Genomic DNA, 23,268 nt, shown 5'->3' on the forward strand with positions numbered 1-23,268 from the left:
GTGACGATGAGCTTGGCGAGCAGGGAGTCCCAGGCGGGGCCGATCACGCTGCCGGATTCCACGCCGGCGTCCAGGCGCACGCCCGGACCGGACGGCGGGTCGAACTTGGTGACGGTGCCGGGGGCGGGCAGGAAGTTGCGGCCGGGGTCTTCGCCGTTGATGCGGAATTCGAAGGAGTGGCCGCGCAGGACGGGGTCGTCGTAGCCGAGCGGCTCGCCGTCGGCGATGCGGAACATCTCGCGGACGAGGTCGATGCCGGCGACTTCTTCGGTGACGGGGTGTTCGACCTGGAGGCGGGTGTTGACCTCGAGGAAGGAGATGGTGCCGTCCTGGCCGACGAGGAATTCGCAGGTGCCGGCGCCTTCGTAGCCGGCCTCGCGCAGGATGGCCTTGGAGGCGCGGTAGAGCTCGGCGATCTGGGCCTCGGACAGGAACGGGGCCGGGGCCTCCTCCACCAGTTTCTGGTGGCGGCGCTGCAGGGAGCAGTCGCGGGTGGAGACGACGACGACGTTGCCGTGCTTGTCGGCCAGGCACTGGGTCTCGACGTGGCGGGGGCGGTCGAGGTAGCGCTCGACGAAGCATTCGCCGCGGCCGAAGGCGGCGACGGCCTCGCGGACGGCGGAGTCGTAGAGCTCGGGGACCTCTTCCAGGGTGCGGGCGACCTTCAGGCCGCGGCCGCCGCCGCCGAAGGCGGCCTTGATGGCGATGGGCAGGCCGTGTTCCTTGGCGAAGGCGACGACCTCGTCCGCGCCGGAGACGGGGTCGGGGGTGCCGGCGACCAGGGGGGCGCCGGCGCGCTGGGCGATGTGGCGGGCGGCGACCTTGTCGCCGAGGTCGCGGATGGCCTGCGGCGGGGGGCCGATCCAGATCAGGCCGGCGTCGAGGACGGCCTGGGCGAAGTCGGCGTTCTCGGAGAGGAAGCCGTAGCCGGGGTGGATGGCGTCCGCGCCGGATTCCTTGGCGGCCTTGAGGACCTTGTCGATGTCGAGGTAGCTGGTCGCCGGGGTGTCACCGCCCAGGGCGAACGCCTCGTCCGCGGCGCGGACGTGCAGAGCGTCCCGGTCCGGGTCGGCGTAGACGGCCACGCTCGCGATCCCCGCGTCCCGGCAGGCCCGGGCCACGCGGACAGCGATTTCGCCACGGTTGGCGATGAGCACCTTGCGCACGATTGAGGCTCCCTCCTTGAAACAAGCCGAGTTTAGGGACTGCCGACACGGCACTTCGACCCGTCCCCAATGGTGAGCTTGCCCACACGGAGCGTGATTCGAGGCTCGCTCGACCCGCGAAATCCCTTGTCGCACCGCAATACGCAGGACTCCTGCGGGTAACCCTAGCCCGCCCGTGTGGTCAAGGTCTCTGTGAGAGCGTGCCGCGCCCCACTCGGATTCTTTGTGGAGTCCCTACGAATGGCCCAATGGTTCCTTGGCATGCGCAGGACCCTTGTCCCTCGGTTTACCCGTTAGTAGCGTTCGCGCTGTATCGCACGTACTCGGGGTAACGGTGGCGTGGCCGGGTCGAGCCGCGCTCGAAGGTGGGTGGGCGACCGTGGTGCGCAGACCGGTGGCGTGGGTGGTGGCGCTCGTGCTCTTCGTAGAGGCGATCGGCGTGGCCGGGTTCAACTGGATCCTCGCCGGTGTCGTCGAGAAGCAGCACATGTCGCTGGCCGGCCTTGATCCGGACGTCATGGCGACGTCCTCGAAGGCCGGCGGCGTGGTCTTCGCGCTCTACTTCGTGCTGTGCGGGGTGGTCGCCCTGCTCGTCGCCGTCCGCAACCGCGCCCCCGCCGGGCTCGGCCGCGTGCTGCTGGTCAGCGCCGCCGTGGTGCACGGCCTGCTGGGCGCCTTCGCCTGGGGGCTGGTGGGCTGGAGCGCGTTCGTGTTCATGGTGGTCGTGCTCGCCCTGATCGTCCTGCTCCTCATGACGTACGACGCCCCGCCGCAGCCCGCCGCGGACGCGGACGGGGACGCGCCCGTCACTCCGCCGGCGGCGCCCACAACTCCGTGATGCCCACGCCCAGTTCGCTCAGCAGTCGGCGCACCAGCGGCAGGCTGATGCCGATGACGTTGCCGTGGTCGCCCTCGATGCCGTCGATGAACGGCGCGGAGCGCCCGTCGAGGGTGAAGGCGCCCGCGACGTGGAGCGGCTCGCCGGAGGCGACGTAGGCGGCGATCTCCTCGTCCGTGGGCTCGCCGAAGCGGACGACGGTGGAGGCGGTCGCGGAGACGTACCGCTTGGCCCGCGTGTCCCACACGCAGTGGCCGGTCTGCAGGACGCCGGCGCGGCCGCGCATGGTCTTCCAGCGGGCGGTGGCCTCCTCGGCGTCGGCGGGCTTGCCGAGGGCCTGCCCGTCCAGCTCCAGCACCGAGTCGCAGCCGATCACCAGGGCGCCCTGCACCTCGGGTTTCGCGGCGACCACGGAGGCCTTGGCCTCGGCGAGGGCGAGGGCCAGCTCGGCGGGGGTGGGGGCGGTCACGGCGTCCTCGTCGACCCCGCTGACGATCACCTCGGGGGCGAGTCCGGCCTGCCGGAGCAGTCCGAGCCGGGCGGGTGACTGGGAGGCGAGCACGAGTCGGCGGCGCGGCTGATCTGTCATGCGATCAGCGTAGCCGCGGGGCGCGCGGTCCGGGCGCGTCACCGGGAGCGCCCCGCCGCCGAGGGCGCCGGGTCTCCCGTGGCGGGGAGTGGCCACCGGGGCCGTCATCGGGAGCGGTCGGCGTGAGCGGTCGGCGTGAGTGGTCACCTCACGCCGATCACGATCATCGCCAGCACCATGGCCGCCGCCATGAGAACGCCCAGCCGCCGCAGCATGTCCTGCATCTCCCGCATGTCCTCGGGCGGCTCGTTCTCGGGGTCGGACCACAGCATGCCTTCCATCGTCCGGCGGGGGCCTCGCGAACCGCCTGAGTACGCATACTCATCTTCCGCTAACGGTGCTACAGTCCCATTTATAAATGGAACGCAAGTCCTGTTTGGAGGAGCGTCATGTTCACCGCCGCCTGGACCGCGTCACCCCAGCAGCCCTCGGAAGGCTTCACCCCGAACTGGTCCCGCGAGGGCTTCTGGCGCCAGTCGCTGCGCCAGGTCGTCCGCCTCACCGCGGGCGGCGGCCGGGTCCGCGTCCGGCTCTCGCACGCCTACGGCACCTCCCCGCTGCGGATCGCGGGCGCGACCGTGGCCCGCGCGGCGGCCGGGGCTGCCGGGGCGGCCGGGGCTGCCGTGGAGCCCGGCTCCCTGCGCCGGCTCACCTTCGGCGGCGCGGACGCCGTGCTGGTCCCGGCGCGCGGCCAGGTGGTCAGCGACCCCGCCGAGCTGCCCCTGGCGGCGGGCGAGGCGCTGACGGTCACCCTCCACTTCGATGAGGCGACCGGCCCCGCGACCTTCCACGCCCAGGCCTTCACCCGCAGCCACCGGGGCCCCGGCGACCTGCTCACGGAGACCGACGGCAACGCGTTCTCGGAGGTCACCGAGTCCTGGTACGTGCTCTCGGCGGTCGAGACCGACGCCGGCCGCACCGACGGCATCGCCCTGTTCGGCGACTCGATCACGGACGGCTTCGGCTCCACGCCCGGCGCCGACCGCCGCTGGTCGGACGCGCTCGCCACGCGCACCGGCCGCCCCGTACTGAACGCGGGCATCGGCGGCAACCTGCTGCTCAACGACTCGGCCTGGTACGGCGAGAAGGCCCTCCACCGCCTGTCCCGGGACGTCCTCGACCACCCCGGCGTCGACACGCTCGTCGTCCTGCTCGGCCTGAACGACATCGGCTTCAGCGAGACCGACGAGCAGCCCACCTACAAGCCGGCGCCCGTCGTCACGGCCGCCGAACTGATCGAGGGGCACCGGGAGTTGATCCGTCAGGCCCGCGAGGCCGGACTGCGCCGGGTGATCGGCGCGACGCTGCTGCCCTTCGCCGGCTCCGACCACTGGGGCGAGCGCGCGGCCAAGACGAGCCACGCCCTCAACGAGTGGATCCGCACCTCGGGGGAGTACGACGCGGTGGCCGACCTGCACCGCGTGCTGGCCGATCCCCGCGACGGGGACCGGCTGCGTCCGGCGTACGACTCCGGCGACCACCTGCACCCCGACGACGCGGGGTACGCGGTGATGGCCGAAGCCGTCGCGGACGTGCTGTGAAACGGGCGGGTCAGGCCGGCCAGTAGGTGCGCGACCAGGCCGTGGGGCCGGGCTGGGGCACCCGGCGGCCGGCGAGGCGGGCCGGGTCGGCCCACGCGGCACGCGGAGCGGGCGCGCCGGGCGGCGCGGCTGCCGCCGCCGCGGCGCGGGCCCGGACCACCGCCAGTGCGGCGGCCAGCTCCTCCGGGGTCGGGTTTCCCCGTACGACCTTGATGTTCATGACGGCTCCCAGCAGGCCTAGAGGGGGATGTTGCCGTGCTTCTTCGGGGGCAGGGTTTCCCGCTTGGTGCGCAGTTGACGCAGGCCGCGGACGATGTGGCGGCGGGTGTCGGAGGGCTTGACGACGGCGTCGACGTAGCCGCGTTCGGCGGCGATGTAGGGGTTGAGGAGGGCGTCCTCGTACTCGCGGATGAGGCGGGCGCGCACGGCTTCGACGTCCTCGCCGGCTGCTTCGGCTTCGGCGAGGGTGCGGCGGTGGAGGATGTTGACGGCGCCCTGGGCGCCCATGACGGCGATCTGCGCGGTGGGCCAGGCGAGGTTGAGGTCGGCGCCCAGGTGCTTGGAGCCCATGACGTCGTAGGCGCCGCCGAAGGCCTTGCGGGTGATGACGGTGATCAGGGGGACGGTGGCCTCGGCGTAGGCGTAGATGAGTTTGGCGCCGCGGCGGATGATGCCCTCGTGTTCCTGGCCGACGCCGGGCAGGAAGCCGGGGACGTCGACGAAGGTGATCACGGGCAGGTTGAAGGCGTCGCAGGTGCGCACGAAGCGGGCGGCTTTTTCGGAGGCGGCGATGTCGAGGCAGCCGGCGAACTGCATCGGCTGGTTGGCGACGATGCCGACGGGGTGGCCCTCGACGCGGCCGAAGCCGGTGAGGATGTTCGGGGCGAACAGGGCCTGGGTCTCGAAGAACTCGCCGTCGTCGAGGACGTGCTCGATGACGGTGTGCATGTCGTAGGGCTGGTTGGCGGAGTCGGGGACGATCGCGTCGAGTTCGAGGTCCTCGTCGCTGACGGTGAGGTCGGCCTCTTCGGGGAAGGCGGGGGGCTCGGAGAGGTTGTTGGAGGGCAGGTAGGACAGCAGCTGCTTGACGTATTCGATGGCGTCTTTCTCGTCGCCGGCCATGTGGTGGGCGACGCCGGAGGCGCTGTTGTGGGTGCGGGCGCCGCCGAGTTCCTCGAAGCCGACGTCTTCGCCGGTGACGGTCTTGATGACGTCGGGGCCGGTGATGAACATGTGGCTGGTCTGGTCGACCATGACGGTGAAGTCGGTGATGGCGGGGGAGTAGACGGCTCCGCCCGCGCAGGGGCCGACGACCAGGGAGATCTGGGGGATGACGCCGGAGGCGTGGGTGTTGCGGCGGAAGATCTCGCCGTAGGCGCCCAGGGAGGCGACGCCTTCCTGGATGCGGGCGCCGCCGGAGTCGTTGATGCCGATGACGGGGCAGCCGGTCTTGAGGGCGAAGTCCATGACCTTGCAGATCTTCTGGCCGTAGATTTCGCCGAGGGCGCCGCCGAAGACGGTGAAGTCCTGGGAGAAGACGGCGACGGGGCGGCCGTCGACGGTGCCGTAGCCGGTGACGACGCCGTCGCCGTAGGGGCGGTTGGCGTCCAGGCCGAAGTTGGTGGAGCGGTGCCGGGCGAACTCGTCGAGCTCCACGAAGGAGTCCTCGTCCAGGAGCAGTTCGATGCGCTCACGGGCCGTCAGCTTGCCCTTGGCGTGCTGCTTCTCGACGGCGCGTTCGGAGCCGGCGTGCGTCGCTTCCTGGATACGGCGCTGCAGATCCGCGAGCTTGCCCGCGGTCGTGTGAAGGTCGATCTCTTCCGGCTCGGACATCGGGATCGCGGCTCCCTGCCTGCTCAAACGGGGGGACGGTTACTCATCCGTAGCGTAGTGCTGCGCCCTGCGGTCGGCAGTGCGGCGTTTCCCACACCTAATGTGGCTTGCATGACGCCGCGAGATGCATCAGACGACAGCCGTTGGTCCGACCTCGACCGCCCGCCCCTCAACGCCGCCGCAATGCGGCGCGGGCTGGTACGGGAGGGGGCCCTGTGGTCCGACGTGGAGGTGGTGCAGCGCACCGGCTCCACCAACTCCGACCTGGTCGCCCGCGCGGCCGCGGGCAAGGCGGCCGAGGGCGCGGTCCTGATCGCCGAGGAGCAGACCGCCGGCCGCGGCCGTCTGGACCGGCAGTGGACGGCCCCGCCGCGCTCGGGCCTGTTCTTCTCGGTCCTGCTCCGGCCGACGGAGGTCCCCGTCGCCCGCTGGGGCTGGATCCCCCTGCTGACCGGCGTCGCCGTGGCCACCGGCCTCTCCCGCGCCGCCGGCGTCGACACGGCCCTGAAGTGGCCCAACGACCTCCTGGTCACCGTCGGCGGCGAGGAACGCAAGGCCGGCGGCATCCTCGCGGAGCGGGCCGGCGAGGGCGGAGTGGTCGTCGGGGTCGGCATCAACGTCACCCTCAAGGCGGAGGAACTGCCCGTGCCCCAGGCGGGCTCCCTGGCGCTCGCCGGAGCGGTGAGCACGGACCGCGACACCCTGCTGCGGGGCGTCCTGCGGGCCCTGGACGACTGGTACGGCCGGTGGCGTGCCGCGGGCGGCGACCCGGCGGCGTCCGGGCTCCAGGAGACCTACGCGGCGGGCTGCGCGACCCTCGGCCGGACGGTCCGCGCGGAGCTGCCGGGCGACCGCTCGCTGGTGGGCGAGGCGGTGGCGGTCGACGGCGACGGCCGCCTGGTCCTGGCGACGAAGGACGGCGTCCAGGAACCGGTGGGAGCGGGCGACATCGTCCACCTGCGCCCGGCGTGACCTTGCGCGGCGCGCGGGGACGGTGAGTGAGTGGCCCGGCGTGCCCTTGCGGGGCGCGCGGGGACGGTGAGTGGCCCGGCGCGTCCCTGCGGGTCCCGCGGGGACGGTGAGTGGTCACAGGGGGCAGTGCACCCCACCCAGGGGCGCGGGGAACTGCGCGCTCAGACCCCCACAGCCCGCACTGTGACGACGCGCAGCACACCCCACCACCCAAGGGGAACTGCGCGTCCAGTCCCCACCCGCCGCACCCGGACGACGCAACCGAACCACCCCGAACCGACCCGAGGGGGTCCAGGGGGCGACAGCCCCCTGCCGGACCGGCGCCACCACCCCCGGGGTGGCAAGACAACGCCGGTCACCCCACCCATCGGCCCACCTGACGGAGTGAGCTGGCGCACACCTGCCGTAAAGTTGGAGGCCGGTCGATACCTGACCGCGGCAGATCGGAAGGGCAGCAGGCGTGACCGTCGACGACTCGGGCTCCGAACCCGACGCCACCGACTCCGGTGAGGATCCCCTCACCCTGCGCCTGGAACAGCTGATCCTCGGCGCCGAGCGGCGCTACACCCCGTTTCAGGCGGCCCGCAGCGCCGGTGTCTCCATGGAACTGGCGTCCCGCTTCTGGCGTGCCATGGGGTTCGCGGACATCGGGCAGGCCAAGGCGCTGACGGAGGCCGACGTGCTGGCCCTGCGCCGGCTCGCCGGTCTGGTCGAGGCGGGCCTGCTCAGCGAGGCGATGGCGGTGCAGGTGGCCCGGTCGACGGGGCAGACCACCGCCCGTCTGGCGGAGTGGCAGATCGATTCCTTCCTGGAGGGCCTGACCGAGCCGCCCGAGCCCGGCATGACCCGCACCGAGGTGACGTACCCCCTGGTCGAGCTGCTGCTCCCGGAGCTGGAGGAGTTCCTGGTCTACGTCTGGCGCCGCCAGCTCGCCGCCGCGACGGGCCGGGTCGTCCAGGCCGGTGACGACGAGGAGATGGTGGACCGCCGCCTCGCGGTCGGCTTCGCGGACCTGGTCGGCTTCACGCGGCTGACCCGCCGTATGGAGGAAGAGGAGCTGGGCGAGCTGGTCGAGGCGTTCGAGACGACGGCCGCCGACCTGGTGGCCGCGCGCGGCGGACGGCTGATCAAGACGCTCGGCGACGAGGTGCTGTACGCGGCGGACGACGCGGGCACGGCGGCCGAGATCGGGCTGCGGCTGATCGAGACGATGGCGAACGACGAGACGATGCCGGAACTGCGCGTCGGCCTCGCCTTCGGCACGGTGACCACCCGTATGGGTGATGTCTTCGGTACGACCGTGAACCTGGCGTCCCGGCTGACGTCGATAGCCCCGCGGGACGCGGTGCTGGTCGACAGTGCCCTCGCGGAGGAGCTGATCCGCACCGGGGAGGCGCCGGCGTCGGAGGCGGAGGCGGCTGAGCAGGCGGCTGCCGCCGAGAAGGAGGGCGAGGAGCCGCCGGCGTACCGCTTCGCGCTTCAGCCGATGTACCAGCGCCCGGTGCGTGGCCTCGGCGTGGTCGAGCCGTGGCTGCTGAGCCGGCGGGACGAGGGCCGCTCGTAGCGGACCCGTCCGGGCGGCCGCTCGGACGGGACGGAGCGGGGGCAGTCCGTGGTCGCTGATCAGCCCAGCCCCAGTCCCACGCAGATGCGGATGATCGGCAGGCAGAGGCCCGCTCCGGGGTCGTCGGGCTGCCCCGGGTGACCGGTCTGGCCGGGTGGCGGGGTCGTGGGGCCACTGCTGGCCGACGGTGCCGGCGGCGGGGGCGCCGGGGCGGGATCGGTGGCCGAGGGCCCGGTGCCGGGCGTGGCGGGCGGTGTCCAGGGCGCGGCGGAGGTGGTGCCGGCGGGCGCGCCGGGTACGGCGGCCGCCGACGAGGACGGACCACCGGCCGGCAGCGGGAAGCGGCTGACGCCTCCCGGGGTCGCGGTGGCGCTCACCCCGCCCATGACGTCCGCCGCCGTGGCGCCGGGGCGCGGGGCGGCGGAGACGGTGGCGGAGGTGTCGGTGGACCGCTCGGTGGCGGTACGGCGTCCGGGGTCGAGGTCGGTGCGGGGCCCGGCCTCCGCGGTGCCGAGGCCGGGCACGCCGGACTCGGGCGCGAGCCGTACGAGGCTCAGCACACCGGCGGCCAGCGCGAGCCCTGCGGCGGCGAGCAGCACACGACGGCGGGGCCGCCGATGCCGCCCGCGGAGGACGCGCTCCGAGGGGCGTTCCTGCCCTGCGGGACGCGGTCGGGGGGAGGGACGCGGCGCGGTGGTGACCGGCGGGGTGGGAGCGGCCGTTCCCCGTGAGGTGGGGGTGGGCGGGGCCGCCGTCGTCTTGGGGGCCACCGGCGCGGTCGGCGGCTTCGTGGCCGCCGGGGCGGCTGGTATCTGCGCAGTTTTGGCGTGGGACGGGGTGGGCGGCGCGGTGGGGGCGGTCGCTTTCCGTGCGGTGGTGGCGGGCGGGGCCGTCGTCTTCGCGGGGGTCGCCGGCGCGGTCGGCGGCTTCTTGTGGGCTGGGGCAGGCGATATCCGCGCCGTCTTGGCGTCGGACGGCGCGGACGGGGCGGCGGCATTGTCGGCCGCCGTCGCTTTCCGGGACGCCGTGGCTTCCGGGGACGCCATGGGTCCCGCGGGTGCGGTGGCCTTCGGCGACGCCGTGGCCTCAGGTGACGCCGGGGCCTTCGGCGACGCCGCGCCCCCCGACGGCGCCGATTCCGCCTGCTGCGCGGCGGCTGTGCCGGCCGCCGGGGCCTTTCCCGCCGCGCTCTTCGCCGTGGCGTCGTTGCCTCTGCCCGCCGGTGTCTCCGTCGTCATCGTGACCGTCCCCTCCTGCGCTCGCGCCCCCGATGCGCCGTAGCGCACGCACGTTATGCGCTCCCCCGGACGGTGGACCCGGTTTTGGGCGGGATGTCACTCGAACGGGTAATCGGCGGGTGGCGCGGCGGAGGTCCGGCTCTTTCCCGGACGCGGTCGGCCTGCGATGATCGGGCCGTTGTCGTCTGTTAACCCGCGTTAACCGGGAGGGTGTCATGAGCGAGGAGCGGTTCGGGGAGTTCGTGCTGGTGCGGCGGCACGAGGACGGGCATGTCGCGGAGCTCGCCCTCGACCGGCCCAAGGCCATGAACGCGGTCTCCACCGAGATGGCCCGCTCGATCGCCGCCGCGTGCACGGCGCTGGGCGAGGACCGGGACGTACGGGTGGTGGTGCTGACCTCGACGCACGAGCGGGCGTTCTGCGTGGGCGCCGACCTGAAGGAGCGCAACTCCTTTTCCGACGCCGATCTGGTACGGCAGCGCCCGGTGGCCCGCGGGGCGTACACCGGCGTGCTGGACCTGCCGATGCCGACGATCGCGGCCGTGCACGGCTTCGCGCTCGGCGGCGGCTTCGAGCTCGCGCTGTCCTGCGACCTGATCGTGGCCGACGGTACGGCGGTGGTGGGGCTGCCGGAGGTGTCAGTGGGCGTGATCCCGGGCGGCGGCGGGACGCAGCTGCTGCCGCGGCGGGTCGGCGCGGCGAAGGCCGCCGAGCTGATCTTCACCGCGCGGCGCCTGGAGGCCGCGGAGGCGGCCGGGCTGGGACTGGTCGACCGTCTCGTGGACGCGGGCCGCGACCGCGAGGAGGCGTTGAGCCTGGCCGCGGGCATCGCCAAGAACTCCCCGGTGGGCCTGCGCGCGGCGAAGCGGGCGCTGCGGCTGGGGCACGGCCTGGATCTGAAGGCGGGCCTGGAGGTCGAGGACGCGGCATGGCGGGCGGTGGCGTTCTCGGGCGACCGTGCGGAGGGCGTGGCGGCGTTCAACGAGAAGCGCGCGCCGCAGTGGCCGGGGGAGTGAGCGAGGGCTGCCACGCACGGCCGGCGGCGGCCGGTCCGGGGCGAGCGCCCCTTCCGGGGTGATCGCGGCACCCTTTCCGGGGTGTTCGCGGCACCCCTCATGGGGCGTTCACCGAGGAGGACCAGAACCCGCACACACCTGTTCGCCCCATTAACGCACCGATTCGGGCAAAACCTCCCTAGCCTGGAGCAATGGGTGAGGACAGGCGGCTCGCGGCTGTGGTGGCTCTCGCGCAGGGGATGGCCGCGGCGCACAGCCCGCGCGAGTCGTGGCGGGCGGCGGCGCTCGGCGGGTGCCGCGCACTGGCCGGGAGCTTCGCCGCGCTCTCGGTGTGGGAACGGGACCTTGGCCGGCTGCGGGTCCTGGTGAACGTGGGGGACCGCGCCCCGGAGGAGGCGGAGTTCCCGGTGGACGAGACGTACCCGGTCCACCAGTTCCCGGAGATCACGGAGTTCCTGCACGAGCGGTGGGCGGCGGGCGGTGAGCCCAACGCGTGGGTGGAGACCGCGCAGGGTCCGACCGCGGACCACGCCGGGTACTGCCACCAGCGGGTCGCCGCCCTGCGCCGCCGCGGGCGCGGGTGCTGTGTGGTCGCGCCGATCGTCATGCACGGCCGGGCCTGGGGCGAGCTGTACGTGGCGCGCCGGGTCGGCGCTCCCGTCTTCGACCGGGGCGACGCGGACTTCGCGACGGTGCTGGCCGCGGTGGCCGCCGCGGGCCTGGCGCAGACCGAACGGCTCCAGGAGGCGCGCCGGCTGGCCTTCACGGACGCGCTGACCGGCCTCGCCAACCGCCGTGCCGTGGACGCCCGCCTGGACGAGGCGATCGAACGGCACCGCCGGGACGGTGCGGTGGTCAGCCTCGTGGTGTGCGACCTGAACGGGCTCAAGAACGTCAACGACACGCTCGGGCACGCGGTCGGCGACCGGCTGCTGGAACGTTTCGGCTCGGTGCTGTCGCTGTGCGGGGCCATGCTGCCGGGTGCGCTGGCCGCGCGGCTCGGCGGTGACGAGTTCTGCCTGCTGGCCGTCGGTCCGCCCGCCCAGGACGTCGTCAAGGTCGCCGACGAGCTGTGCCGCAGGGCCGCCGAACTGGAACTGGGGGAGGGCGTGGCCTGCGGGGTGGCCTCCACCGAGGAGCCGATCGGCCCGGTGCGCTCGGCCCGCCGTCTGTTCCGTCTGGCGGACGCCGCCCAGTATCGGGCGAAGGCCGAACGCTCCACCCGCCCGGTGGTGGCCGGCCAGGAGGGACCCGACGACCCGGTGATCCGCCTGGCGGACCAGCCCACCACGGAATCCACGGCGGAACGCCGCAGCTTCAGGGGCCGCCTGTAACCTGCCGACGGCACCCCGGGCCCACGGCATCCCCAGGACCCACGGCGCCCCCGCCCCGCAGGGCCTGCACGCCCATCCCTGCAAGGTCCCGCAAGGCCCCGCAAGGCCACGCAGGCCCCGCACTCTCGCTGGCCCGCCCCGTCGTAAGGGGCACTCCCGCCCCCCACTGGTGACATCTCCGTCTTCAATGCGTACGCTCCTGAATATGGATATGCACACTGTGGTGGTGGGGACGTCCGGAGTGACCGCGTCCGACGTTCTCGCGGTGGCGCGTGACGGCGCCCGTGTCGAGCTTTCCGGGGAAGCGGTGGCGGCCCTCGCCGCGGCCCGCGAGATAGTGGACGCGCTGGCCGCCAAGCCGGACCCCGTCTACGGCGTCTCCACCGGATTCGGCGCCCTGGCCACCCGCCACATCAGCCGCGAGCTGCGCACCCAGCTCCAGCGCAACATCGTCCGCTCCCACGCCGCCGGCATGGGCCCGCGGGTGGAGCGGGAGGTCGTCCGCGCCCTGATGTTCCTGCGGCTGAAGACCGTCTGCTCGGGCCACACCGGCGTACGCCCCGAGGTCGCGCAGACCATGGCGGACCTCCTCAACGCCGGTATCACCCCCGTCGTCCACGAGTACGGCTCCCTCGGCTGCTCCGGCGACCTCGCCCCCCTCTCGCACTGCGCTCTCACCCTGATGGGCGAGGGCGAGGCCGAGGGCCCCGACGGCGTCGTACGGCCCGCCGCCGAGCTGCTCGCCGAGCACGGCATCCAGCCCGTGGAACTGCGCGAGAAGGAGGGCCTGGCCCTCCTCAACGGCACCGACGGCATGCTCGGCATGCTGGTCATGGCGCTCGCCGACCTGGACCGCCTCTACAAGTCCGCGGACATCACGGCCGCCCTGTCCCTGGAGGGCCTGCTCGGCACCGACAAGGTGCTGGCGCCCGAGCTGCACGCCATCCGCCCGCACCCGGGACAGGGCGCCTCCGCCGCCAACATGCTGGCCGTCCTCAAGGGCTCCGGCCTCACGGGCCACCACCAGGACGACGCGCCGCGCGTCCAGGACGCCTACTCGGTGCGGTGCGCGCCGCAGGTCGCGGGCGCCGGGCGCGACACCGTCGCGCACGCCCGGCTGGTCGCCGAGCGCGAGCTGGCCTCGGCCGTCGACAACCCGGTCGTCCTGCCCGACGGCCGCGTCGAGTCCAACGGCAACTTCCACGGCGCCCCGGTCGCCTACGTGCTGGACTTCCTCGCCATCGCCGCCGCCGACCTCGCCTCCATCGCCGAGCGGCGCACCGACCGGCTGCTGGACAAGAACCGCAGCCACGGCCTGCCGCCGTTCCTCGCCGACGACGCCGGCGTGGACTCCGGGCTGATGATCGCCCAGTACACGCAGGCCGCGCTGGTCAGCGAGATGAAGCGGCTCGCCGTACCGGCCTCGGCGGACTCCATCCCGTCCTCCGCCATGCAGGAGGACCACGTGTCGATGGGCTGGTCGGCCGCGCGCAAGCTGCGCACAGCCGTCGACAACCTCACGCGCGTGATCGCCGTCGAGCTGTACGCCGCCACACGCGCGATCGAGCTGCGCGAGGGCCTGACGCCGGCGCCCGCCTCGCAGGCCGTCATCGAGGCCGCACGGGCGGCCGGGGTCGGGGGCCCGGGCGCGGACCGCTTCCTGGCGCCCGACCTGGCGGCGGCGGACGCCTTCGTGCGCGACGGGCGGCTGGTCGCCGCGGCGGAGTCGGTGACCGGCCCGCTGCAGTAGGACGGAACAGGGCCGAGCAGGACGGGAGAAGGCCGAGCGAAGGGGCCCTGCCGCACCGGAGTGCGGCAGGGCCCCTTCCACGTCTGCGCTCCCGCGCACCCCGCCCCTCGGACGCTCTCGACCGCCGAGGAGTCGGAGGCCGGTCAGAAACCGAGGCGTTCGCGGCGTACCGAGTAGACGACGAAACCGGCGCCGAGGGAGAGGAAGACCGTGCCGCCGACGACGTACGGCGTGGTGTCGAAGCTTCCGGTGTCGGCGAGTTGGGTGTCGTCGGTGCCGGACGCGGCGGCGGTGTCGGCGACGGTCGCGGCGTCCGACAGGGAGGCGGTGTCCGCGGCGGTGGTGCCGGCCCGCGCGCTCACCCCGGCCTGCGCCGATGTGGTCTGCGCTCTCGCCGGCGACTCCGACGTCGCGTTGGCGGACGGGACGAACCACAGGGCGCCCAGAAGGGTCGCCGCGGCGGTGGCGGTCAGCAACGAGCGGCGGGCGGATGACACGGACTATCGATCCCCTTGTGGCGCTGGCGAATTGGCCGGCGAATTGGCCGCGCGGGCCAATGCTTGGGGCGATGCTAATGAAAGGCGCGGGTCGCGGGAAAGTTGTGGGAGCAGGGAGCCTTACTCTCCCGCCATGACCACTGAAGAGACATCACGTTTTGTGCGGCTTCGCGTGGAACTCGTGCTGGAGGTGGACGACGAGCAGGCGGTGACCGCGGCCGCGCTGCGCCGGCTGGCCGACGACCCGGAGATGCCGGAGGCGGAACGGGCACACGCCGAGGGCGCTGTGACGGAAGACACCGCGGAGGCTCTCGCCTATCTCGTCGACCCGTTCGACCTGGTCAGCGAGGTGCCGGGGGTGGAGCTGCAGCAGGCCTCCTGGTCCAGTGAGCGGATCGACTACGACCCTGACTCGCCGGACTGGGAACTGGACGAGGATGATGGCGAAGAGGACGACGACGAGGACGACGAGGCGCACACCGGCTGAGGTCGCGCGGGGGGAAACCTGGCCCCGGGCGGCAACCGCCGTCCGGGGTTTCGCCGTCTCAGGGGACGCACTGACCGACACCGGCACCACCGGCCCGCCCGGGCTGCGTGGTGTGCCCCACATATCCGAGGGATATGGAACGGGACGAACCGGTCGTAGCGTTGAACGTTCTTACGGGGACACTCGGGGTTTTCGGGAATCGGCAACGATGGAGAAGCGTGTGATGACGGAGGGTAAGCGGCGCAAGGGCCTGATGGCCGCGTCCGCACTGCTCGGCGGTGTGCTGGTGCTCACCGGCTGTACCGGCGGCGAGAAGGCGTCCGCCGGCGACGGCGGCGACACCTCACAGGCCAAGGTCGACGAGGCGGCGGCCCAGAAGTCGTCCGAGGCCCAGATCACGATCACGCCCAAGGACGGCTCCACCAACGCCTCCATCAACAACTCCGCGGCCGTCACGGTGAGCAAGGGCACGCTCACGAACGTGACGATGACCTCCACGGACGGCAAGCAGATCCAGGGCGAGCTGTCCTCGGACAAGACCAGCTGGAAGCCGAGCGTCCAACTGCAGCGCTCCACCACCTACAAGGTGGCGGCGGAGGCCACCGACAAGGACGGCCGGGTCGCCCACGAGAACGCGTCCTTCACGACCGTCTCGCCGGCCAACAGCTTCATAGCCAACTTCAACCCGGAGAACGGCGCCACGGTCGGCGTCGGCATGCCGGTGTCGATCACCTTCAACAAGGCGATCACCCACAAGGCGGCCGTCCAGAAGGGCATCACGGTCTCCTCCAGCAGCGGCCAGGACGTCGCCTGCCACTGGTTCAGCGCCAACCGCATGGACTGCCGCCCCGAGCAGTACTGGCAGGGCGGCTCCACCGTCACCCTCAAGCTCGCGCTGGACGGCGTCGAGGGCGCGTCCGGCGTCTACGGCGTGCAGCAGAAGACGGTGTCCTTCCAGATCGGCCGCAACCAGGTCTCCTACGTCGACGCCAAGACCAAGGAGATGAAGGTCACCCAGAACGGCAAGGTCGTCAAGACCATCCCGATCTCCGCCGGCTCGCCCGACAACAAGACGTACGAGGGCCAGATGGTGATCTCCGAGAAGTTCAAGGAGACCCGGATGAACGGCGCGACGGTCGGCTTCACCGACGACGACGGCAAGGGCGAGTACGACATCAAGGACGTGCCGCACGCCATGCGCCTGACCAACTCCGGCACCTTCATCCACGGCAACTACTGGGGCGCCAAGTCCATCTTCGGCTCGGTCAACACCAGCCACGGCTGCGTCGGCCTGTCCGACACCAAGGGCGCGAACGACCCGTCGACGCCCGCCGCGTGGTTCTACAACCACTCCCTCATCGGTGACGTGGTCGTCGTCCAGAACACCGGCGACAAGACCGTCGCCCCCGACAACGGCCTCAACGGCTGGAACATGAGCTGGTCCCAGTGGAAGGCGGGCTCGGCGATCTGACGCCTGCCCCCCTCCTCACGGACGCGAACGAAGGCGGCCGCCCGCAAAAGGGGCGGCCGCCTTCGCCGTTGTTCCGTACGCTCCCGCCCATGATCCGACTGGAACGCCTGCGCCCGGACCACGCGGACGCGCTGCTGGCCTTCGAACGCGTCAACCGCGCGTACTTCGCCCGCACGATCCCCGACCGCGGCGACGCGTACTTCACGGACTTCCCGGCCCGCCACGCGGCCCTCCTGGCGGAACAGGAGGCAGGCGTCTGCCACTTCCACGTGATCCTGACGCCCGACGGCACCCTCGCGGGCCGCATCAACCTGGTCGACGTGGCCTCCGGCACCGCCGAACTCGGCTACCGCGTCGGCGAACGCTTCACGGGCCGCGGGGTGGCGAAGGCGGCGGTACGGGAGGTGTGCCGCCTGGCGGCCGACACCTACGGCCTGTCGGCCCTGACGGCCAGAACCACCCTGACCAACCCGGCCTCCATGGCCGTCCTCACCGCGACGGGCTTCACCCCCCTGGGCGAGACCCCCGTCGGCGGACGACCGGGCATGCGCTACGAACGCCGCCTCGCCGCTTCCCCTCCCGGTCAGGGGTGCTGAAGGTGCTGATCCAGTCGATCGAGACCTTGTGGCGCGCGGCGGAAGCGCTGCAGCGCCCCGTCGTGGCGTCCCGCGCGCCCGGAGTGCCCGTGGAGGAGGTCGAGGCGGTGTTCGGGCGGGCTGTGCCGGGGGATGTGGCGACCTGGTTCGGGTGGTCGAACGGGGTGGCGTACGCGCCGGGGCAGGTCCAGGACGATGCCGTCCTCGTGCCGGGGTACGAACCCCTCTCCGTGCGGGAAGCCGCGGCGGTGCGGGACGGGTACGGCAGTGACGACCCGGTTCTCGGTGACTTCTACGTGCCGCTGCTGGCGACCGGGGGCGGAGACTTCTACGCGGTGGTGTGTGAGCGGGCGCGGGAACATCCCCCGGTCGCCCATGTCATGATCGGCGGCGAGACGGACATCGTGTATCCGAGCGTCGGGGCGATGGTGGAGGCCTTCTGCCGTTTCTACCGGAACGGCGTCTTCTTCGTCAGCGACGAGGGGACCCTGGAGGCGGACGACGTTCGCTGGGTGGCGGAGGAGTCGGGGGCTCGGCCTTCCGGCTGACGTACCCTCACCGGCCGTCGTGTTGGCGCCCAGGGCTTCTCATCCTTCTTTTATGGGGCGCTTATGTGGCCATCACGCGCCGCACCTAGCTTCCCCCGCATGTTCTTCACCTACCTCAGGCGCGAGTTGCGGCGCCGTAGAAAGGCGGCGCTCGTCGTCGCCTCCGGGCTGGCGCTCGGGATCGCGCTCGTCATCGTCGTCAACTCCGTGTCTGCCGGCATGGGGAAGGCGCAGGACACCGTGCTGCAGTCGCTGTACGGGCTGGGCACCGACATGACCGTCACCAAGGCCGCCGCGCCCGCGGCCGACGGGGCGCAGCGGCCGCGGTTCCAGTTCGACGCGCGGGACAGCGGCGACGGCACCGAGCAGAGCAGTGACCGGGTCATGGTCCAGGGGTTCCAGACGCTGGCCTCCTCCACCGTGGCCAAGGTCGGGCAGCAGAGCGGCGTCGCCGACGCGGTGGGAGGCCTGAGTCTGCGCGTGCTCAAGGTCAGCGGGCAGTTCACCCGGGGGCAGTTCCAGCAGGAGGGCGGACAGGCGGGTCCACGGGGGTACGGGCAGCCGGGTGGTGAAGTCAGGGGCGGCGGCGCCGACTTCGACATCAACAACTACTCCGTCTACGGCACCGACGTCACCAAGCCCGCCCTCGGGCCGCTGACCTCCTCGAAGATCACCCGTGGCCGGACGTTCAAAACCTCGGAGGGTGCCGCGGCCGTCGCCGTCGTGGACTCCGCGTACGCCACGGAGAACAAGCTCTCCGTCGGGTCCGTCCTGACCATCAAGAGCGTCAAGTTCACGGTCGTCGGGATCGCCACCGCCGACAGCGGGGACGCCGCCGCCAACGTGTACCTTCCGCTGACGCGGGCCCAGACCCTCGCCGACGCCAAGGACAAGGTCACCACCATCTACGTCAAGGCGGCCGACTCCCAGAAGATCGACGGCGTCAAGGCCGCCATCCAGAAGAACGTCTCCGGTACCACCGTCACCACCTCCGCCGACCTCGCCGACACCGTCTCCGGGTCGCTGTCCACGGCCTCCTCCCTCGCCACCAGCGTCGGCAAGTGGCTGTCCGTCGTGGTGCTGGTCGCCGCGTTCCTCGTCGCCGGACTGCTCACCTCCTCCGCCGTCTCGCGGCGTGTACGGGAGTTCGGCACGCTCAAGGCCCTCGGGTGGAAGTCCGGGCGGGTCACCGGGCAGGTCGTCGGGGAGGCCGTCGTCAACGGGCTGATCGGCGGGTCGCTCGGCATCGCGCTCGGGCTCGCGGGGGCGTACGCCGTCACCGCCGTGAGTCCCACGCTGCAAGCGCAGCTCGGTGGAAACGGCTCCGGAGGCGGCGGTGGTGGCTTCGGCGGGCCCGGCCGGCGCCTCGCCGAGCGCAGCCTCGACGTCGCGCTCACCGCGCCCGTCTCCCTCACCACCGTCGCACTCGCCGTCGGCCTCGCCGTGGCCGGCGGGCTGATCGCCGGGGCGTTCGGCGGCTGGCGGGCCTCCCGGCTGCGTCCGGCCGACGCGCTGCGCCGCGTCGAGTAGACGGCCCCCCGGCCCCGGCCCCCGGCCCCCGGCCTCGCGGCCCCCCGCCCCACGGTCCCGCCTCAACGAGGCCCCCGGCCCCCGGCCCCCTGGCCTCAAGGCCCTCCGGCCCACCCCCCGCCACCCCAGGAGCTCTACGACCCATGTACGAACTCAACGGCGTCACCAAGCGCTACGCCCGCGGCAAGGACACCGTCCATGCCCTCGACGGCGTCGACCTCACCATCCACGACGGCGACCGGCTCGTCATCCAGGGCCCGACCGGCGGCGGCAAGTCCACGTTGCTGCAGATGCTCGGCGGGCTGGACCGGCCCACCTCCGGCGACGTCGTCCTCGACGGTGTCGATCTGGCCAAGTTGCCGGAGGCCCGGCTCACCCGGGTGCGCAGCGAGACCATCGGTTTCGTCTTCCAGTCGTTCAACCTCATCCCCACCCTGACCGCCCAGGAGAACGTCGAGACCGCCCTCGTACCGCTCGGGGTGAAGGCCGGTCAGCGACGCGAGCGGGCCGCCGAGGCGCTGGCCTCCGTGGGGCTCGGCGAGCGGCTCGCGCATCTGCCGGGCGAGATGTCCGGCGGCCAGCAGCAGCGCGTCGCGATCGCCCGCGCGCTGGTCAAGCGGCCGAAGGTGCTGCTCGCCGACGAGCCCACCGGCAACCTCGACGAGGGCATGCGCGACGAGGTGATGGAGGTGCTGGAGCGCATGTGGAAGGAGCACGGGCTGACCTTCGTGATGGTCACGCACGACTCCGCCATCGCCCGCAGGGCACCCCGGCTCGCGACCATCCGCAAGGGCCGGATCACCGTGACGGAAAACCCCAGCGCGTAGCCCTGGGCCGTATTGAGGTGGTGATCACCCCCCGGCATACTGCGCACCCCGGGGGGTTGACGTGCAGACGTACGGGACTGCCCCCGGCCGGGTGACAGGGGAAATCACCCGGTACTCAGCAAGGGGGAGTCTTGCGCAGACAAGTGAAGAGGGCGGGCGCGGCCGGTGTCGCCGCCGCGGCCGCCGTGGCGCTCGCCGCGGGCATGACCGGCCCGGCGGCGGCCGCCGATCCCGGGCAGCGCGCGACCGGCGCCGCCCCGGCCCACGGACAGCTCCAGGCCAAGCACCGCATCACCCTCATCACCGGTGACCGGGTCGCCGTCGACGCCAAGGGGCGGGTCGTCGGCCTGGAACGGGCGAAGGGCCGCGAGAACATACCCGTCCGCATCCAGACCGTCCACGGGCACACCGTCGTCCTGCCCGCCGACGCGGCCCGCCTCGTCGCCACCGGTGTGGTGGACCAACGGCTGTTCGACGTCACCGAGTTGACGCGGCCGGCGAACCTCACGGCCCAGCGCGGCGGGCTGAAGGTCATCGTCGGCTACCGGGGCGCCGCCACCACCGCCCGCGCCCAGGTACGCGAGGCCGGCACGCTGCGCCGCACCCTCGGCACGCTCAACGCCGACGCCGTGCAGACCCCGCAGGCCGACGCGCCCGCGCTGTGGGACGCGGTCACCAACGGCGACCGCACCGCCGCCGGGGTCGCCCACGTCTGGCTCGACGGCGTCCGCAAGGTCGCCCTCGACACGTCCGTGCCGCAGATCGGCGCGCCGACGGCGTGGGCGGCCGGCTACACCGGCAAGGGCGTGAAGATCGCCGTCCTGGACACCGGCGTCGACGCGACCCACCCGGACCTCAAGAGCCAGGTCGTCGCGGCGAAGAACTTCTCCACCGCCAAGGACGCCACCGACCACTTCGGACACGGCACGCACGTCGCGTCCATCGCGGCCGGCACCGGCGCCAAGTCGGGCGGCAAGTTCAAGGGGGTCGCGCCCGGCGCGCAGATCCTCAACGGCAAGGTCCTCGACGACAACGGCTCCGGCGACGACTCCGGCATCCTCGCCGGCATGGAGTGGGCGGCCCAGCAGGGCGCCGACATCGTCAACCTCAGCCTCGGCGGCTACGACACGCCCGACATCGACCCGCTCGAGGCCGAGGTCGACAAACTGTCCGCGGACAAGGGCATCCTGTTCGCGATCGCCGCGGGCAACGAGGGCCCGGAGTCCATCGGTTCGCCCGGCAGCGCGGACGCCGCGCTCACCGTCGGCGCGGTCGACGGCAAGGACAAGCTCGCCGACTTCTCCTCCACCGGCCCGCGCGTCGGCGACGGCGCCATCAAGCCGGACGTGACCGCGCCCGGCGTCGACATCACCGCCGCCGCGGCCAAGGGCAGCGTCATCGACCAGGAGGTCGGCGAGAACCCGGCCGGCTACCTGACCATCTCGGGTACGTCGATGGCGACCCCGCACGTCGCGGGCGCCGCCGCGCTGCTCAAGCAGCAGCACCCGGCCTGGGGGTACGCCGAGCTCAAGGGCGCCCTGACCGGTTCCGCGAAGGGCGGCGCGTACACGCCGTTCCAGCAGGGCAGCGGCCGTATCGCCGTGGACCGGGCGATCAAGCAGACGGTGATCGCCGAGCCGGTGTCGGTGAGCTTCGGCACGCAGGCCTGGCCGCACACCGACGACAAGCCCGTCACCAAGCGGCTGACCTACCGCAACCTCGGCACCGGCGACGTCACGCTGAAGCTGTCCGCGACCGCCACCGACCCCAAGGGCAAGGCCGCCCCGGCCGGTTTCTTCACGCTCGGCGCGACCAGTGTGACCGTCCCCGCGGGCGGCACCGCGTCCGTGGACCTCACCGCCGACACCCGGCTGGGCGGCACCCTCGACGGCGCCTACTCCGCGTACGTGACGGCGAGCGGCGGCGGGCAGAGCGTGCGGACCGCCGCGGCCGTCCAGCGCGAGGTCGAGTCGTACGACGTGACCGTCAAGCACATCGGGCGGGACGGCAAGGCGACCGACGGCTACCTCACCGACCTGTTCGGTTACACCGGACTGGCCCAGGGCCGGCACTACCAGCCCCCGGTCGCCGCCTCCGGCACCACCACCCTGCGCGTCCCCCGGGGCACCTACCTGCTGGACGCCTGGATCGCCCAGGACTTCAAGCAGTTCAAGGGCGGCATCGACTGGCTGGTCCAGCCGAAGCTCGACGTCACCAGGAACCTGACGGTGACGCTCGACGCCCGCATCGCCAAGAAGGCCGCCATCACCGTCCCGGACCGCGCCGCCAAGCCGCTGTCCGCGACGATCGACTACGGCTACGAGGCCGCCGGCGTCGTCGCCGGGTCCACCCAGCGCTCCTTCGCCGACGTGCGCATGGCCGCCCTCGGACCGGACGTCACCGGGCTCACCCAGACGTGGAGCGGCCAGTGGACCAAGGGCGCCACGGCCGAGTACGACGTGGCCACCAGCGCCCGGGTCAAGCGCGTCCAGGGCGGCAAGGTGCGCCACTTCGGCGCCCGCGAGTTCGCCACCGTCAGCACCCGCCTCGGGGCGTCCGCCCCCGGCAAGACCGGCGCCGTGACCGCGCTGGGCGTCCTGCCCGACGACATCGGCGTCGGACTGCCGGTCGAGCAGAGACTGCCGAGCACCCGCACCCTCCACCTGTCGACCGCCGACAAGATCCAGTGGACGTTCGGCTTCGAGCAGTACGCGGGCAAGGACGCCGACGGCTTCCCCCTCTCGGAGGCCGCCTACACGCTCGGCAACCCGCAGACCTTCGCGGCGGGCAAGAGCTACACCAAGACCTTCAACACCGCCGTGTTCGCCCCGCACGTCGACGCCGACTACGGCGTCTTCCGCGAGGACAACACCCTCTACGGCCTGCTGCCGCTGTTCGCGGACGGCAGCACGCACGCCGGCTCGTCGAACGTCACCCAGGCCACGACGACGCTCTACCGCGACGGCAAGAAGGTCGGCTCCAACCAGGACCCGCTCCTCGGCGACGGCGTCTTCACGGTCCCGGCCGCCGACGCGGCGTACCGCCTGTCCACCTCGGTGACCCGCAGCGCCAAGGTGGCGGCCGTGTCCACCCGGATCGACGCGAGCTGGACCTTCCGCTCCAAGAAGCCCGCCGCCGGCCAGTCGGCGAAGCTGCCCGTCTCCACCGTCCGCTTCAACGCCGCGACCGGCCTGGACAGCAAGGTCGCCGCGGGCCGTACGGTCACCTTCCCCGTCACCGTCGAGGGCGCGGCCGCCGGCCGCAACCTGAAGTCCCTGACGGTGTGGGCCTCCTACGACGGCGGGAAGACCTGGAAGAAGCTCCAGGTGAAGAACGGCAAGGTCACCCTGAGGAACCCGGCGCGCGGCGCGTCCGTCTCCTTCCGCGCCGCCGTCACCGGCAAGAAGGGCGACACGGCGACGATCACGGTCTACCACGCGTACTACGGCAAGTGAGCCGGCCGGCGCCCTG

22 protein-coding genes are annotated in these 23,268 nt (G+C 72.6%); 15 read left to right on the forward strand and 7 right to left on the reverse strand.

Features of this window, described 5'->3' with window-relative positions:
- A partial coding sequence (locus ACF1AL_RS23840) for an acetyl/propionyl/methylcrotonyl-CoA carboxylase subunit alpha (RefSeq protein ID WP_391827285.1) occupies nucleotides 1–1,166 on the reverse strand: 1,166 nt, incomplete at its 3' end.
- A 379-nt stretch (nucleotides 1,167–1,545) separates the two neighbouring features.
- Between ACF1AL_RS23840 and ACF1AL_RS23845 the strand changes: the two genes are divergently transcribed.
- Nucleotides 1,546–2,004: a hypothetical protein gene (locus ACF1AL_RS23845; protein ID WP_386916253.1), complete on the forward strand. Its 459-nt coding sequence runs from the start codon at nucleotides 1,546–1,548 to the stop codon at nucleotides 2,002–2,004.
- On the opposite strand, the gene ACF1AL_RS23850 is transcribed toward ACF1AL_RS23845, so the two are convergent.
- Both ACF1AL_RS23850 and mmpB read right to left on the reverse strand, forming a co-directional pair.
- Entirely contained in the window at nucleotides 1,973–2,593 is a 621-nt protein-coding gene (locus ACF1AL_RS23850) for a Maf family protein (protein ID WP_391662104.1), read from the reverse strand. The two genes, ACF1AL_RS23845 and ACF1AL_RS23850, sit on opposite strands and share 32 nt — an antisense overlap.
- 143 nt (nucleotides 2,594–2,736) lie before the next feature.
- Entirely contained in the window at nucleotides 2,737–2,865 is a 129-nt protein-coding gene (gene mmpB / locus ACF1AL_RS23855) for a morphogenic membrane protein MmpB (RefSeq protein WP_366842224.1), read from the reverse strand.
- A 117-nt stretch (nucleotides 2,866–2,982) separates the two neighbouring features.
- On the opposite strand from mmpB, the gene ACF1AL_RS23860 reads away from it, so the two are divergent.
- Nucleotides 2,983–4,134 carry an SGNH/GDSL hydrolase family protein gene (locus ACF1AL_RS23860; protein ID WP_391827287.1) on the forward strand — a complete coding sequence of 384 codons (1,152 nt, stop codon included), beginning with the start codon at nucleotides 2,983–2,985 and terminating at the stop codon, nucleotides 4,132–4,134.
- A 10-nt stretch (nucleotides 4,135–4,144) separates the two neighbouring features.
- On the opposite strand, the gene ACF1AL_RS23865 is transcribed toward ACF1AL_RS23860, so the two are convergent.
- Nucleotides 4,145–4,354, reverse strand: coding sequence for an acyl-CoA carboxylase epsilon subunit (locus ACF1AL_RS23865; protein ID WP_366842227.1), 210 nt, complete (start codon nucleotides 4,352–4,354; stop codon nucleotides 4,145–4,147).
- Between the two features lie 17 nt (nucleotides 4,355–4,371).
- On the reverse strand, nucleotides 4,372–5,967 hold the full coding sequence (locus ACF1AL_RS23870; protein WP_391827289.1) for an acyl-CoA carboxylase subunit beta: 1,596 nt from the start codon (nucleotides 5,965–5,967) through the stop codon (nucleotides 4,372–4,374).
- A gap of 111 nt (nucleotides 5,968–6,078) precedes the next feature.
- Between ACF1AL_RS23870 and ACF1AL_RS23875 the strand changes: the two genes are divergently transcribed.
- The gene (locus tag ACF1AL_RS23875; RefSeq protein ID WP_391827291.1) at nucleotides 6,079–6,939 is read left to right on the forward strand and encodes a biotin--[acetyl-CoA-carboxylase] ligase; all 861 of its coding nucleotides are present in this window, start codon (nucleotides 6,079–6,081) and stop codon (nucleotides 6,937–6,939) included.
- A 460-nt stretch (nucleotides 6,940–7,399) separates the two neighbouring features.
- Nucleotides 7,400–8,503, forward strand: a complete 1,104-nt coding sequence (locus ACF1AL_RS23880) for an adenylate/guanylate cyclase domain-containing protein (RefSeq protein ID WP_366840001.1) — start codon at nucleotides 7,400–7,402, stop codon at nucleotides 8,501–8,503.
- 59 nt (nucleotides 8,504–8,562) lie between these two features.
- Here the strand turns inward: ACF1AL_RS23880 and ACF1AL_RS23885 are convergent, their stop codons facing one another.
- A complete protein-coding gene (locus ACF1AL_RS23885; RefSeq protein ID WP_391827293.1) occupies nucleotides 8,563–9,102 on the reverse strand; it encodes a hypothetical protein in 540 nt (179 codons plus the stop codon).
- A gap of 94 nt (nucleotides 9,103–9,196) precedes the next feature.
- On the opposite strand from ACF1AL_RS23885, the gene ACF1AL_RS23890 reads away from it, so the two are divergent.
- From ACF1AL_RS23890 to hutH, 4 genes are all read left to right on the forward strand, one after another.
- Complete coding sequence (locus ACF1AL_RS23890; RefSeq protein ID WP_391827295.1) at nucleotides 9,197–9,784, forward strand: hypothetical protein; 588 nt, start codon at nucleotides 9,197–9,199, stop codon at nucleotides 9,782–9,784.
- 172 nt (nucleotides 9,785–9,956) lie between these two features.
- Nucleotides 9,957–10,757, forward strand: coding sequence for an enoyl-CoA hydratase/isomerase family protein (locus tag ACF1AL_RS23895; protein WP_384208699.1), 801 nt, complete (start codon nucleotides 9,957–9,959; stop codon nucleotides 10,755–10,757).
- 191 nt (nucleotides 10,758–10,948) lie between these two features.
- Nucleotides 10,949–12,091: a diguanylate cyclase domain-containing protein gene (locus ACF1AL_RS23900; protein WP_384208701.1), complete on the forward strand. Its 1,143-nt coding sequence runs from the start codon at nucleotides 10,949–10,951 to the stop codon at nucleotides 12,089–12,091.
- 211 nt (nucleotides 12,092–12,302) lie between these two features.
- Nucleotides 12,303–13,841 (forward strand): histidine ammonia-lyase, encoded by a 1,539-nt coding sequence (gene hutH / locus ACF1AL_RS23905; RefSeq protein WP_386584392.1) that lies wholly within the window; start codon nucleotides 12,303–12,305, stop codon nucleotides 13,839–13,841.
- 143 nt (nucleotides 13,842–13,984) lie between these two features.
- Here the strand turns inward: hutH and ACF1AL_RS23910 are convergent, their stop codons facing one another.
- Nucleotides 13,985–14,317, reverse strand: a complete 333-nt coding sequence (locus ACF1AL_RS23910; RefSeq protein WP_391827564.1) for an LPXTG cell wall anchor domain-containing protein — start codon at nucleotides 14,315–14,317, stop codon at nucleotides 13,985–13,987.
- Between the two features lie 154 nt (nucleotides 14,318–14,471).
- Here ACF1AL_RS23910 and ACF1AL_RS23915 point away from each other — a divergent pair, with 154 nt between their 5' ends.
- From ACF1AL_RS23915 to ACF1AL_RS23945, 7 genes are all read left to right on the forward strand, one after another.
- Nucleotides 14,472–14,825, forward strand: a complete 354-nt coding sequence (locus tag ACF1AL_RS23915) for a hypothetical protein (protein WP_366840006.1) — start codon at nucleotides 14,472–14,474, stop codon at nucleotides 14,823–14,825.
- Between the two features lie 223 nt (nucleotides 14,826–15,048).
- A complete protein-coding gene (locus tag ACF1AL_RS23920) occupies nucleotides 15,049–16,296 on the forward strand; it encodes an Ig-like domain-containing protein (RefSeq protein ID WP_391819362.1) in 1,248 nt (415 codons plus the stop codon).
- Nucleotides 16,297–16,385: 89 nt separating this feature from the next.
- Nucleotides 16,386–16,892 carry a GNAT family N-acetyltransferase gene (locus tag ACF1AL_RS23925; RefSeq protein WP_391705205.1) on the forward strand — a complete coding sequence of 169 codons (507 nt, stop codon included), beginning with the start codon at nucleotides 16,386–16,388 and terminating at the stop codon, nucleotides 16,890–16,892.
- A gap of 2 nt (nucleotides 16,893–16,894) precedes the next feature.
- A complete protein-coding gene (locus tag ACF1AL_RS23930) occupies nucleotides 16,895–17,440 on the forward strand; it encodes a hypothetical protein (protein WP_391827298.1) in 546 nt (181 codons plus the stop codon).
- Nucleotides 17,441–17,539: 99 nt separating this feature from the next.
- Nucleotides 17,540–18,970, forward strand: coding sequence for an ABC transporter permease (locus tag ACF1AL_RS23935; protein WP_391827300.1), 1,431 nt, complete (start codon nucleotides 17,540–17,542; stop codon nucleotides 18,968–18,970).
- 143 nt (nucleotides 18,971–19,113) lie between these two features.
- Complete coding sequence (locus ACF1AL_RS23940; protein WP_391827302.1) at nucleotides 19,114–19,797, forward strand: ABC transporter ATP-binding protein; 684 nt, start codon at nucleotides 19,114–19,116, stop codon at nucleotides 19,795–19,797.
- A gap of 131 nt (nucleotides 19,798–19,928) precedes the next feature.
- Nucleotides 19,929–23,252: a S8 family serine peptidase gene (locus tag ACF1AL_RS23945; RefSeq protein ID WP_391827304.1), complete on the forward strand. Its 3,324-nt coding sequence runs from the start codon at nucleotides 19,929–19,931 to the stop codon at nucleotides 23,250–23,252.
- The last annotated feature ends 16 nt before the right edge of the window (nucleotides 23,253–23,268 follow it).

Origin of the sequence: Streptomyces sp. NPDC014801 (assembly GCF_043082085.1) — a bacterium.
GTDB lineage: Bacteria > Actinomycetota > Actinomycetes > Streptomycetales > Streptomycetaceae > Streptomyces.

What these genes read in the sequence shown, in the direction of transcription:
- ACF1AL_RS23850 (WP_391662104.1), bottom strand. Translation starts at nt 2,593, where the DNA reads ATGACAGATCAGCCGCGCCGCCGACTCGTGCTCGCCTCCCAGTCACCC.
- mmpB (WP_366842224.1), bottom strand. Translation starts at nt 2,865, where the DNA reads ATGCTGTGGTCCGACCCCGAGAACGAGCCGCCCGAGGACATGCGGGAG.
- ACF1AL_RS23860 (WP_391827287.1), top strand. Translation starts at nt 2,983, where the DNA reads ATGTTCACCGCCGCCTGGACCGCGTCACCCCAGCAGCCCTCGGAAGGC.
- ACF1AL_RS23865 (WP_366842227.1), bottom strand. Translation starts at nt 4,354, where the DNA reads ATGAACATCAAGGTCGTACGGGGAAACCCGACCCCGGAGGAGCTGGCC.
- ACF1AL_RS23870 (WP_391827289.1), bottom strand. Translation starts at nt 5,967, where the DNA reads ATGTCCGAGCCGGAAGAGATCGACCTTCACACGACCGCGGGCAAGCTC.
- ACF1AL_RS23875 (WP_391827291.1), top strand. Translation starts at nt 6,079, where the DNA reads ATGACGCCGCGAGATGCATCAGACGACAGCCGTTGGTCCGACCTCGAC.
- ACF1AL_RS23895 (WP_384208699.1), top strand. Translation starts at nt 9,957, where the DNA reads ATGAGCGAGGAGCGGTTCGGGGAGTTCGTGCTGGTGCGGCGGCACGAG.
- ACF1AL_RS23900 (WP_384208701.1), top strand. Translation starts at nt 10,949, where the DNA reads ATGGGTGAGGACAGGCGGCTCGCGGCTGTGGTGGCTCTCGCGCAGGGG.
- hutH (WP_386584392.1), top strand. Translation starts at nt 12,303, where the DNA reads ATGCACACTGTGGTGGTGGGGACGTCCGGAGTGACCGCGTCCGACGTT.
- ACF1AL_RS23915 (WP_366840006.1), top strand. Translation starts at nt 14,472, where the DNA reads ATGACCACTGAAGAGACATCACGTTTTGTGCGGCTTCGCGTGGAACTC.
- ACF1AL_RS23920 (WP_391819362.1), top strand. Translation starts at nt 15,049, where the DNA reads ATGACGGAGGGTAAGCGGCGCAAGGGCCTGATGGCCGCGTCCGCACTG.
- ACF1AL_RS23925 (WP_391705205.1), top strand. Translation starts at nt 16,386, where the DNA reads ATGATCCGACTGGAACGCCTGCGCCCGGACCACGCGGACGCGCTGCTG.
- ACF1AL_RS23935 (WP_391827300.1), top strand. Translation starts at nt 17,540, where the DNA reads ATGTTCTTCACCTACCTCAGGCGCGAGTTGCGGCGCCGTAGAAAGGCG.
- ACF1AL_RS23940 (WP_391827302.1), top strand. Translation starts at nt 19,114, where the DNA reads ATGTACGAACTCAACGGCGTCACCAAGCGCTACGCCCGCGGCAAGGAC.